This window comes from Pseudomonas sp. BCA17, from assembly GCF_004519405.1.
Classification (GTDB): domain Bacteria; phylum Pseudomonadota; class Gammaproteobacteria; order Pseudomonadales; family Pseudomonadaceae; genus Aquipseudomonas.
In genome coordinates, this window is the sequence record NZ_SGWI01000001.1 from 798,381 (window position 1) to 811,125 (window position 12,745).

At 57.2% G+C, this 12,745-nt stretch carries 8 protein-coding genes; 5 read left to right on the plus strand and 3 right to left on the minus strand.

The window, feature by feature from the left end; genetic code table 11:
• The first annotated feature begins 69 nt into the window (after window positions 1-69).
• Complete coding sequence (locus tag EXW71_RS03545; protein WP_134657602.1) at window positions 70-2,211, plus strand: TonB-dependent siderophore receptor; 2,142 nt, start codon at window positions 70-72, stop codon at window positions 2,209-2,211.
• Here EXW71_RS03545 and EXW71_RS03550 read toward each other — a convergent pair whose 3' ends face one another.
• From EXW71_RS03550 to EXW71_RS03560, 3 genes are all read right to left on the minus strand, one after another.
• A complete protein-coding gene (locus tag EXW71_RS03550) occupies window positions 2,212-2,649 on the minus strand; it encodes a carboxymuconolactone decarboxylase family protein (protein WP_123716329.1) in 438 nt (145 codons plus the stop codon). It abuts the gene before it with no gap.
• 93 nt (window positions 2,650-2,742) lie between these two features.
• On the minus strand, window positions 2,743-4,188 hold the full coding sequence (locus tag EXW71_RS03555) for a mechanosensitive ion channel domain-containing protein (protein WP_134657603.1): 1,446 nt from the start codon (window positions 4,186-4,188) through the stop codon (window positions 2,743-2,745).
• Window positions 4,189-4,427: 239 nt separating this feature from the next.
• Window positions 4,428-5,294 carry a pirin family protein gene (locus EXW71_RS03560; protein WP_134657604.1) on the minus strand — a complete coding sequence of 289 codons (867 nt, stop codon included), beginning with the start codon at window positions 5,292-5,294 and terminating at the stop codon, window positions 4,428-4,430.
• A gap of 360 nt (window positions 5,295-5,654) precedes the next feature.
• Here EXW71_RS03560 and EXW71_RS03565 point away from each other — a divergent pair, with 360 nt between their 5' ends.
• The 4 genes from EXW71_RS03565 (at window position 5,655) to EXW71_RS03585 (ending at window position 12,554) form a co-directional block, all read left to right on the plus strand.
• Window positions 5,655-10,427, plus strand: coding sequence for an RHS repeat-associated core domain-containing protein (locus EXW71_RS03565; RefSeq protein ID WP_134657605.1), 4,773 nt, complete (start codon window positions 5,655-5,657; stop codon window positions 10,425-10,427).
• 1 nt (window position 10,428) lies between these two features.
• Window positions 10,429-10,812: a hypothetical protein gene (locus EXW71_RS03570; protein WP_134657606.1), complete on the plus strand. Its 384-nt coding sequence runs from the start codon at window positions 10,429-10,431 to the stop codon at window positions 10,810-10,812.
• A gap of 145 nt (window positions 10,813-10,957) precedes the next feature.
• Complete coding sequence (locus tag EXW71_RS03575) at window positions 10,958-11,212, plus strand: hypothetical protein (protein WP_305955815.1); 255 nt, start codon at window positions 10,958-10,960, stop codon at window positions 11,210-11,212.
• Window positions 11,213-12,098: 886 nt separating this feature from the next.
• Window positions 12,099-12,554, plus strand: a complete 456-nt coding sequence (locus EXW71_RS03585) for a hypothetical protein (protein ID WP_256657073.1) — start codon at window positions 12,099-12,101, stop codon at window positions 12,552-12,554.
• Window positions 12,555-12,745: the final 191 nt, after the last annotated feature.

The following is a 12,745-nucleotide window of genomic DNA, read 5'->3' on the forward strand; positions in this document are numbered from 1 at the left end:
GGCTTGCCCGCCAGCGTATTGCCCCCTAGCTTATGCGCCCCCCCGCCTCGCGCTTTAAGGCCCTGCCCCATGGTTTTGCGTTTTCGTCCCGTCGTCCGTTCTCATTTTGCCCTCGGCTTGCTGCTCAGCGGCGGTATCGGCAATAGCCTGGCGGCTGAAATAGAGCTGCCGGCGGTGCAGGTCCAGGGCCAGGAAGTATCCGGTTACCGCAGCGACACGGCCTCGGTCGGCGGCTTCGCCGAGGCGCCACTGCTGGACACCCCGGCTTCGATCACGGTGATCAACGCCAGCATGCTCAAGGACCAGCAGGCCCGCCTGCTCAGCGAAGTGCTGCGCAACGACGCTTCGGTGGGCGACAGCTATGCGCCCATCGGCTACTACGAAAACTTTGTGGTACGTGGCTTTTCGCTGAACGCGGCGAGCAGCTACAAGATCAACGGGCGCACCGTCACCGGCGAGCAGAACGTCGCCCTGGAAAACAAGCAGCAGGTGGAAGTACTCAAGGGACTGGCCGGGTTGCAGAGCGGCATCTCCGAGCCCGGCGGCGTGATCAACTATGTGACCAAGCGCCCGGAGGATGTGCGTTCGGTCACCGTTTCCAGCGACGACCGGGGCAGCGGTTATGTCGCCTCCGACATCGGTGGCTGGTTCGGCAGCGAACAGCAATTCGGTCTGCGCGCCAACGTGGCCCATGAAGACCTGCACACCTACGTGGAGCATGCCAACGGCCAGCGCGATTTTGTGTCCCTGGCCTTTGACTGGAATATCAGCCCCGATGCCGTGCTGCAACTGGATGCGGAATACCAGAACAAGCAGCAGCGCTCGGTTCCGGGCTATCAACTGCTCGGAGGCACCGAGGTGCCCCATGATGCTTCGCCCAGAAAACTGCTCGGCCATCAAAGCGGCGGCCATCAGGTCGGTATCGATTCGTTGAACCTCAACGGCAAGTTCGCGTACCGCTTCAGCGATCAGTGGACAGGCAGCGTCAGCGCAGCACGCAGCAAGGTGGTGATTGACGATTACAGCGCCTTTGCCTGGGGCGGCGACACGACGGGCGTCGGCAACTATTTCTCGGCGCAAGGCGATTACGGCATCTACGACTACCGCAGCCCCGACGACACGCGCCGCAATGATGAAGTGCAAGCGGACATGACCGGGCTGTTCGACACAGCGGGGCTGGGCCATGAGCTGACCTTCGGCACCAGCGCGTTCCGACGGGTGATCGACAAGCGCGAACCGGTCAACGCGTACATTGGCAGCGGCAATATCAACGAAGAGGCCCCGAGCTTCGCACCCACCGACGCGCCGTTGAACGACAGCCACCGTAACCTCGACAGCCGCCAGTACGGCCTGTTCGTCACCGACCGTATCCGTTTCAACGAACAATGGCAGACCCTCATCGGCGGCCGTGAAGTGCGCCTGGATGAGAAGGCCTTCGACAGCGATGGCAACCAAGCGCGCCATACCCGGCAGTCTGTGTTTCTGCCCCAGGCGTCGTTGATCTATAAACCGATTGAAAACATCTCGCTGTACACCAGCTACAGCAAGGGCCTGTCCCTGGGCGGCACGGCACCGTGGTTTGCGAGCAATGCCTATGAAACCCTGGCGCCGACCACGTCGCGGCAAATCGAAGCCGGTGTGAAGTACGACTGGCGTCGCATCAGCTTCGCCGCCGCCGTGTTCCAGACGCGCCAGGCCTATCAGTACGCCAAACCCGAAGGTGATACGTTCACCTACGTGCAACAAGGTCAGCAACAGAACACCGGGCTGGAGTTGTCAGCCAACGGCTGGGCCACCGACCGTCTGCAAATCGCCAGCAGCGTGGCGGCGATTCGTGCCAGGGTGAACGGCAGCGGCACGCCGGACTATGAAGGTCATCAAGCGATCAACGTGCCCAAGCTGCGCGCCAGTGTGTACGCCGACTATGCCTTGCCCTGGGTAAACGGCCTGGCGGTACTCGGCGGCGTGCAATACAGCGCCAGCAAATACGCCAATCGCACCGGCAATGTGGAGGTGGGGGATTATGCGGTGGTCAACATCGGCAGCCGCTACACCACCCGGTTCGACGGCTATGAAACGGTGTTTCGCCTGAGCGTCGACAACCTGTTCGACAAGCGCTACTGGCGCGACGCGGGCGAGTACATGGGCGATGACTACGTGTTCCAGGGCGCGCCCCTGACGGCGCGCCTGAGTGCCTCGGTCAACTTCTGATTACTTGGGCATCTTGCGAAAACCCACCGCCAGGCGGTTCCAACTGTTGATCGTGTTGATCGCCAGGCTCAGGTCGACCTGTTCCTGCGGGCTGAACTCGGCAGCGAGCGCGGTGTAGTCGGCGTCGGCGGCGTGGGTCTGGCTGATCAGGGTCAGGCTTTCGGCCCAGGCCAGTGCGGCGCGCTCACGTGGGGTGAAGAACGGCGTTTCACGCCAGGCCGACAAGGTGTACAGGCGGCGCTCGGTTTCACCGCCCTTGCGTGCATCGGCGGTGTGCATGTCGAGGCAGAAGGCGCAGCCGTTGATCTGCGACACGCGCAGGCGCACCAGCTCCAGCAGCGGCAGTTCGATGGACAGTTTGCCGACGGCGGCTTCCAGGGCAAGCATGGCTTTCATGGCATCCGGGGACGCGGTGTAGAAATCGGTACGGGCCTGCATGGTGATACTCCGGAACGGTGGGATGGGTGAGCAGATTAGTCACCGCGGCGTCCCGGAGAAATAGCCAATTCGGGCGAAGAACAGGTGACCAATCTACAGCCCACGGTTCCTTAGCCACTGCAGGAATCCGGTCTTCACCGGCGCGACCGGCGTCGCTTGAGTCAGGGTCTGGGCGGCGTGCAGGCGGAAGTCCAGCAACGCTTTCATGGCCTCGCTGATGTCATGCCGCGCATCCAGGCAAGGCTTGAGGTATTCCTTCTCGACGCGATACAGGGTGCAGTAGGTCTTGGCCAGGAAGTCTGCCGGCACCCCTTGATCGGACAGAATCCCCGCCTCGCCAATCACCTCCCCCGGCCCCATGCGCCCGGCTTCGAATTTATGCCCGTCCTTGGTCAGCATGACCGACACCACACCGGAGGCGACGATGAACAAATGGTCGCTGACCTCTCCCGCCGGCAAGATCATCTCGCCGCTGCGGAAGGCGTGCAGGACCATGTTCTGGCTGAAGGTGTCCTTTTCTTCCTGGCGCAAGGTGGAGAAGATCGGCGACCGCTCCAGCAACGCCCGGGCCCCGGAGGCCAACGTCGGCGCGCTGCTTTCGGTGGCGGACAACAGGCTGACACCCGCAGCCTGCAGGTGACGAAACGCCAGGTCATACAGTTGGTTGCGCACGTCACGCTTGAGGCCCATGGCGGGCACAAAACCACTGATTTCATACTCGACGCCACCACTGGTCGAGGTCTTGAACGCGACACTGGGTGCCGGCGTGGCCAGCAACGGCCGGCACCCCAGCATCGCACGCTCCAACGCCTCGATCACAGTTTGCGGGCGCGCATGGGGGCTCACTTGCAGGCTCACTGCCAACCCGAACATGTCCGCCGGGCGTGAAAAATTGATGATCTTGGCCTTGGCCGCCAGGGAGTTGGGGATCACCGCCATGCTGCCCTGGGAGGTTTGCAGGCGTGTGGCGCGCCAGTCGATATCGGTGACACGCCCTTCGGTGCCGTCGATGGAAATCCAGTCATCCAGTTGATAAGGCTTGGTGGTGTTGAGGACGATCCCGGAGAAGACGTCGCTCAAGGTGCTCTGCAGCGCCAGGCCGACGATGATCGCCACCGCGCCGGAAGTCGCGAGCACGCCCTTGACCGGCAGGTCGAGTACGTAGGCCATGGCGGCGATAATTGCGATCAGGAAAATCACCGCGCCCATCAGGTCCTGCAGCAGTCGCCCGGTATGACCGACCCGCTGCATCATCAAGGTGCCGAGCAATACCGTGAGGGTGCGCGCTGCGAACAGCCACCAGCCGATCTGCAGGGCCGTGGCGGCCAGGTGCAAGGCGGTGTCGTCGGCATAGGGGGCCAGTTGCATGGGGTTCATGCCGTCGTTGAACAGCACGGCACTGAAGACTGCGAAGATCACCAACCGCGCCGCCAGCTTCCAATTGGCCAGGTTGACGGAAATAAGCCGCCACACGGCGATGTCGATAAAGATCAGCGCCAACGCGCAGAGCATTGGGTGATCAGCGATAAATGAGGGCATCAAGGCGACTCCAGGGTACATGCCGAGAAGATCGCATGAATTGGAGACGTCGGGTATAGCGCCGGATAAATTGTGAGAGCGGGCTTGCTGTGGCGAGGGAGCTTGCTCCCGTTGACTGCGCAGCAGTCTCCGGCTCTATGGGGGGCGCTTCGCACCCCAGCGCAAGCAAGCTTGCTCGCCACAAAAAAGGCTCCCAGGCCACCACAAGCCCGCTCCCACAAGGGGGTTACTACAGACCGTCAGCGTTGCATTTGCCCAAACTTGCCCGACTGGAAGTCCGCAAATGCCTGGTGGATTTCCTGCTCGGTGTTCATCACGAACGGGCCGTGGCCGACGATAGGCTCGTCGATCGGCTCGCCGCTGAGCAGCAGCACCTTGGCGTCGTCGTTGGCCTCCAGGGTGAGCCGGCTGCCATCGCGCTCGAACAAGGCCAGTTGGCCTTGGCGCGCGACTTCCTCACCGTTGACCAGCACGGTGCCGCGCAGAATCACCAACGCGGTGTTGCGCCCGGCATGCAGGTCCAGCGTGACCGTTTTACCGGCGTTGAGGCGCAGGTCCCACACGTCAATCGGCGTAAAAGTGCGCGCCGGGCCTTGGGTGCCGGCGAATTTACCGGCAATCAGGCGCAATTGCCCGGCACCGTCAGCCAGCGGCAACACCGGAATGTCCCCATCGACGATGGTTTGGTAGCCCGCGTCGGCCATTTTGTCCTTCGCCGGCAAGTTGACCCACAGTTGCACCATCTCCAGCGCCCCGCCGCTACGGGCGAAAGCTTCGGAATGGAACTCCTCGTGGAGGATGCCTTTAGCCGCCGTCATCCATTGCACATCGCCAGGCCCGATTTTGCCGCCGGCACCCGTGGAATCGCGGTGCTCGACTTCACCGTCGTAGACAATGGTCACGGTTTCAAACCCGCGATGGGGGTGCTGGCCGACACCGCGACGGTGTTCGGTGGGGGTGAAATCGGCAGGGCCTGCGTGGTCCAGCAACAGGAATGGGCTGATGTGCTTGCCCAGGGTGTCGTAGGAAAACAGTGTACGCACCGGGAAGCCGTCGCCGACCCAATGGGCGCGAGGGCTGGTGTAGATACCGATCAATTTTTTCATGGTGTACCTCCAAAGTGCATACACCTTAAATCTGATACCAATTGAGCGCTAGATAGCAATTACAGCTCTTACTGTCCTACATATAAGACAATAGATCGGCTTTCTTGGAAAAACGGTAGCGCAAAACAGCGCCTCCATTACGGATGAGCAGTGCAAGCACGGGCTTGGGGCAGCCTTTGTACTGTGCAGTCCGCCGCTGGGTCGGGAGGCGACAGAGGCTATCGAAACATCCCACGCAACCGCCGGATAAGCTCTACTCCCCCGCCCTGAAAACCTCTGCAAAGTCCCTCGCCTGATTTCACAGTGCGAGGGATTGCAGATGGTTGATCGATTGAAGGCTCCAGTTGAAGGGGCTGTGTTTTGAACCCGGCCATCGGCAGGCTCGCCCTGATCCCGAGGGAGGCGCAGACGGTCGATGTTGAAAGCGTATTGCGCGGCTTCCGTGAATGCCTGAATACATTTGACGGTTGGGCTGAGAGCTTCTGGAGCTCAGGGGCGCTGGATGTCGAGCAGGTGTTCAAGGCCGGTGATGAGGTGGCGCTGGTAGCGCCGGCTTCGTCCCAATCACCGAGTTCCACGGTCGCCGTGTGCAAAGCCCAGGGCTCGTTGACCCTGGTGCATATGTTCGAAAGCACGCAGTTCGTGCCTATCGGCAATACCCCCGTGATGCTGCAAGCCATTGCAGCGGATGGCAGCCCGATGGGGCCACCCCTCCACGACACCATCGGCCCCAGCGGCATTCTTGAAGTCACAGGGTGCACCCGCGATCAGCGCTATCAAGTCACCTTCTATCCCAACGTTTCCAAGGATCACGTCAAGACGCTGTATGCGTCTTATCAGTCGGTGGTCGACCGCTTGGAACTTGGCTTGCGCGAACAGTGGACGAGTACTTTTCAGTCCCAGTGGAAAGCCTACACCGACGCCACACCGCTGAACCGGCGCCGGATGGTGGAGGCATCGTTCGTTAATGGCATCGGCAAGGCGCTCTACAGCCTGTGGGACAACATCACCCAGCTCTATGACCTGCTCGCCGACATCCCGCTCAACAGCGAAAAGCTGCTGCATTACCTCTCCCAAGCCGAACTCGATGAACTGCTGAAAGTGGGCAAGGACGCCATTGCCCACGGCCTGCTCGTGCTCAGCGATGAACCGCTTTTGTTTATCTGTCTGTCGGCCATGGTCGCCTGGATACGCATGCTGCCGCCGCCAGACATGTATGAACTGCTGGGTGAAATCACCGGCGAAGTGTTGATCAACCTGTTTTTGATCTGGGCCACCCGGGGCATGGGCGTGAAGCTTCGACTGGGTGCCCAAGTGCTGGGGCATATCAAGTCCGGGCGAGCGCGCAGCTGGCTGCAAACGCTGGCGGAGCAACTGGTGGGACCACGCCTGGAGCCCCACGCCGAAGCGCTGAAGCCGTTGTTGCTGGGCAGTGTGGCGACACCGATCAAGACGGTGCCGGTTGGGCCGCTGAAGGCTGGGGATCAGCTGGTTTCCAACCCGGTTCCGGCGGTTCGCAGTAAGTCGCAAAAGACCGTGCTGGTCAGACAGGAGCCTGTCGACGATGCACCGGTTTCGGCGAAAAACCCACAGGGCGACGCCGCCGCCAGTGCGGACAAGACCGCCTCCCATGGCTGCCCAGTGTCGATGGTCACCGGCGAGGAATTACTGACCCTCACCGATGGCACGCTGGATGGCGTGTTGCCGTTTGAGTGGACGCGGCTGTACCGCACCAGTGCCGTGGAGGTGGATTGCGGGCTGGGGTTTGGCTGGAGCCATGCGCTGGCGCACAGGCTTGCGGTGTCGGGCGATTCGGTGCTGTGGACGGACCATGAAAACCGCTCCACTGAGTTCCCACTGCCCACTGAGTTACGGCCTGCAATCACCAATAGCCTGGCCGAAGCGGCGATCTATCTGGGCGCTCTGCCCGATGAGTTAGTGCTGGCCCAGGCGTTGCGGTTCTACCACTTTCGCGACGGCGTGCTGACCACCATCAGCGATGCGTATGACAACCGGCTGCGCATTGTGCGGGATCGTTCGGGGCGCATTGAGCGGTTGGACAACGGCGTCGGCCGCTCGCTGTGTTTGCGCTATGAGCTGGGCCGCATCGTGGCGGTGGATTATCAGGTTCAGCGCGCCAAGGCGCATGAGTCCTTCGCCTGGGTGACAGAGCAGACCGTTGTTTCCTACGCCTATGACGATGCTGGCCGACTGGTGTCGGCGACCAATGCCGTCGGTGAATGCGAGGTTTACCGGTACGACGATCAGCACGTCATTCTTGAGCGGCAGTTGGCCGGCGGCGCGATTTTCTACTGGGAGTGGGAACGGGCGGGCAAGGCGGCGCGGTGTGTCCGGCATTGGGCAAGCTTCTCGCAGATGGACGCGCGTTACGCCTGGGGTGACGACGGCCAGGTCACCGTGCACAACGCCGACGGCAGCCAGGAAGTCTACGTGCACGACCAGCGCGCACGCCTGGTGCAGCGTATCGACCCGGACGGTGCCGAGCACTTCAAATCCTATGACGCCAAAGGCCGGCTGACGGTCGAGCAGGACCCGCTGGGCGCGGTGACGGCGTATCAGTACGACGATGCCGGACGCTTGGTGGCGATGTTTCCGGGGGATGACGAACCGACGTCCTACGAGCATGACAACGGCTTCGTACGCGTGGTGCGGCGTGGTCAGGCTGTCTGGAAATATGAGCGCAATGATCAGGGCGATGTGACACGTCGGATCGATCCCGACGGCCACATGACCGACTACAGCTATAACAAGCGCGGGCAACTGACGGCGGTTGGGTATCCCGATCACAGTTGTCATCGGCTGGTGTGGAATGAACGCGGGCAGTTGCTGGAGGAGCAATTACCCAATGGCGGGATCAAGCGTTATCGCTATGACGACCTTGGGCGGCAGGTGGCGCGTGAGGATGAGCACGGTGCGCTGACCCAGTACCAGTGGGACAGCGTGGGTCGCCTGGTGCGTGTGGTACTGCCGGGCGGCGCGTGTCGGGAATACAGCTACAACCCCTACGGAAAAATCACCGCCGAACGCGACGAAGTCGGCCACGTCACCCGCTACGAATACGCCGACGGCCTGCACCTGATCAGTAGCCGCCTCAATGCCGACGGCACCCAGGTCAAGTACCGCTACGACAACGTGCGGTTATTGCTGACCGAAATTGAAAACGAAGTCGGCGAAACCTATCAGCTCGATTACCACCCCAACGGCCTGATCCAGCAAGAGGTTGGCTTTGACGGCCAGCGTACGGCGTATGCCTACGACCTCAACGGCAACCTGCTGGAAAAGACCGAGCATGGCGACGATGGCACTCAGCGGGTTACCCGCTACGAGCGCGATCACGCCGGTCGCCTCGTACGAAAAACCCTCCCCGGCGGCGAGGTGGTTGAATACGCCTACGACCGCCAAGGCAACCTGCTCAGCGTTGACGACGGCCACTGGGCGCTGGCCTACGAATACGATGTGCAAAATCGCCTCACCGCCGAGCACCAGGGCTGGGGCACCCTGCGTTACGGGTACGACGCCTGCGGCCAGTTAAAACACCTGCGCCTGCCGGACAACAACCGGCTGGTGTTCAACCACGACAAAGGCGGCCACCTTTCCACCGTCGAACTCAATGGCGCGCTGCTCACCTCACACCTATTTAAAAACGGCCGCGAACACCAACGTCAACAAGGCCAGTTGCTCAGCCACTACCACTACGACGACCAACACCGCCTGCATGCTCATGCCATCACCCAGCAGGAGCATATTCTTTATCAGCGTCAATACGACTACGACAAAACCGGCAACCTCACCCGCCTGCTCGACACCCGCAAGGGCCAGCACGACTACCACTACGACCCCCTTGCCCGCCTGACCCGCGCCAACCACTCGCAAGACGTGCAGGAACGCTTCGGCCATGACCCGGCGGGCAACCTGCTGATGCAGAACCGCCCCCGCCCGGACATCGTTGCCGGCAATCGCCTGATGATCCAGGGCGACCACCACTACGACTACGACGCCTTCGGCAACCTGATCCGCGAGCGACGCGGCAAAGGTCAGCAACTCGTCACCGAATACCGCTACGACTGCCAGCACCGTTTAATTGGCATCACCACGCCCAATGGGCAAACCGCTCTTTATCGCTATGACCCGTTTGGGCGGCGCATCAGCAAAACCGTGGATGACAAAACCACGGAGTTTTTCTGGCAGGGCGACAAGCTGATTGCCGAGCACCATGCGGAGCGCCATCGCAGTTATGTCTACGAACCGGACAGCTTCCGCCCATTGGTTTTGTTGGAGGGCTTTGGCCCAAAGGAAACGAAGCCCTACCACTACCAACTCGACCACCTCGGCACGCCGCAGGAACTCACCGCCGCCGACGGCGAAATCGTCTGGTCCGCGCACTATCGCGCCTATGGCGAAATCGCACGTCTCGATGTCGGCAAAATCGACAATCCGTTGCGTTTCCAAGGCCAGTACTACGATGCGGAGAGCGGGCTGCACTACAACCGTCATCGCTACTACAATCCGGATATTGGTCGGTACCTGACGCCAGATCCGGTGAAGCTGGCGGGTGGGATTAACTCGTACCAGTACGTGCCTAATCCTACAGGGTGGGTGGATCCGCTGGGATTGAGTACGTGTCCTGGTGGGGATGGATGCAAACCTCGAACAGGCCAAGAGAGACCAAATGAGCAGGCAAAGGTAGATGAAAAGGCACCATCACTACCTACCCCAAGTGAAAAGCGGGAGTATCTATATCGTGGCGACGATAGACATCCGGAAGAGATTTTTGAAATTGGATTTGAAAGCAGAGGAACGAGTACAGACCTCTACCTGCACTCACAAAACAATATGAATCCTCCGAGCAACTTTGTCAGCACATCAACCTCGAGAGATGAAGGAATTACATTCGGGACAACTTTTGGGTTAGAGGAAGGCTACCTTTACACTTTAAAAAAAATAGCCGGACGAGACGTCAACAAAGAGCTAGGCAAATTATCCGACTATAAAAGGGAACGAGAAATAGCCATACCAAAGCGAATAGACACAAAAGACATTTTAGGAGCCACACCTCTTAATGACGATGGCACAGATAAAGGCTATTCACTAATCAACCCAAACAGGAAGTAAAATGAAAAAGTTAGAAATATCTATAATCAGGAACTCCCTTCGAGAAAAGGCGATTATTGAGTATGAAAGAAAAACCTCAACCCTTTCAATAGAGTTTTCTGACGGAGTACAAAAGACGTTTACTGAGATAGATGTTTACACATGCTTCGGCTCATTGAGAAAAGAATTCAGCGATGTAAAATTCCTCTGCAAGGGTTCAAAAGTCAATGTATACCCATCAGCGATGGCATCACAAATGTCAGGCGGAGTGGTCGCGTACGAGGTAAGAATTGGGGATCCAAACGCAGAACTCGTAAGAATATTTGACTACGAAGAAAATGACCTCACGAATGATATAAACGAACAAATAGCTTACCGAGCCAAATGGACTGAATCACAATACTGAACCCGAACAGGAGATACCCATAAAAAAACGTGAGATCACCGTAATCAAAAACGGTATAACCGAAAGCGTCACAGTCGAATATGAAGGAGGCAAACCAACTCTTCATTTATTACTAGGCGACGGAACACGAAAGACTTATACAGCTATGGATCTGTATGAAAGCTTCGGCTTACTAAGAGCGGAACTGAAGGATATAAAGTTCTTATGCAAAGGTTCAAAAATCAATGTTCACACTTCCGGTATGTCTTCACACATGTCAAATGGTTTGGTTGCTTATGAGTTAACGATGGGGCAGCCAGAGGGTAAGCCTGTGCATATTTTCTCCTATGAGGAAAGCGACATCACTAACGACATAGAAAAGCAACGTGACTTCTGCCAACGCTGGGCAGATTCAACTTAGGATCAATTGTCACCCGTTGCCCCACAGATTGGAATTTACTCAACCCATCCGTTGGAGGTTTCACAGCAGCGTCAAAGTTCCTATGTTCACTCGAACCGACAGAGCAGCCTCGGTAACTATCCAACTGTAAAAAATTCAATATAGAGCTAACAGCCACAAAAAAATCTAGAAACCACGCACCCTAAATATCACAACACATATAAAAATCTACTAACCAGAAACCTTAAAAAGCCTAAATAGAATGAGAACAAAGATAATCAAAGCCATAGCAAACAACCTAGAGACATACGTTACCTTTAAATACGATTCTACCCGCATAAAGTTAAAGTTTTCCGAAGCAGCCAATTTTTCCAAGGTTTACACTGCGGAAGATATGTATATCTGTTTTGCCAAAGTTAGATCCGATTTCCCCCACATTAAATTTCTTTGCAAAGGCGCAAAAATAAATGTAAGGCCCTCAAGCATGGCCTCACAAATGAGCGGTGGAATGGTTGCATATGAGCTAACCCTAGGGAAGCGCGCAACGCGAGAAGATCTAGTTCATATATTTGACTATGAAGAGCACGACCTCACAAACAATCCGCAGGAGCAGGCCAATTTTTATAAGAAATGGATAATATCAATAGGAGCAGACCGTACTGCCTCTTAAAAATTAAACCATGACAATAACTGAACAAATGGAATTCCCCAAAAACAGAAGTTCCGACAGATCAGAGCAGTCACAGTGAGCAGCACGCCCACTGGACTTCTCATACCACCGATTCGAAACACCAAGCAATTACCCACACCAATAAATCTGCATCATCATTCATAAAAAAAACACTGAGAATAGCCAAATACATACAAAAGGCATTTCAGCATCCAGCCTTTTAATGATAACAAATACATGAATGCCACTCGCAATTCAACACACAGGATAGAGCACGAATTGAAAACAAAAACAGTTTTTGCAATAACAAACAATCAAAAAATAAAAACCACTGTGAAATACGACACAAGAAATTGCTTAATGACATTCTCTGAAGCAGAAAACTTTAGCAAAATTTACTGTGGCAAAGACATCTACAGCTGCCTAGGAAAAGTCAGAGCCGACTTCCCGCAAATGATATTTCTGTGCAAGGGCGCAAAAATAAACGTAATGCCGTCAAGAATGGCGTCACAAATGAGTGCCGGCCTTGTCGCATACGAAATGACCTTAGGCAAACAAGCCACCAACGAAGATATCGTTCACATATTTGACTACGAAGAGGAAAATCTAACAAGCAACCCACAAGACCAAATCGACTTCTTTAAGAAATGGCTAGCTTCACTCGGCGCACAGGACTATGAAAAGTTCAACTAAGCCTCATTCAAATAGTACAACCTAGAACTTACCTCAAACTATCGTACTTCACGTGGCGAGCGAGCTTGCTCGCGCTGGGCCGCGAAGCGGCCCCCCAGGCCCGGCGACGGGTGTTTTCAGTTGAATCGGTATTGTCTGTTTTGGGGCTGCTGCGCAGCCCGGCGCGAGCAAGCTCGCTCGCCACAAAAAAG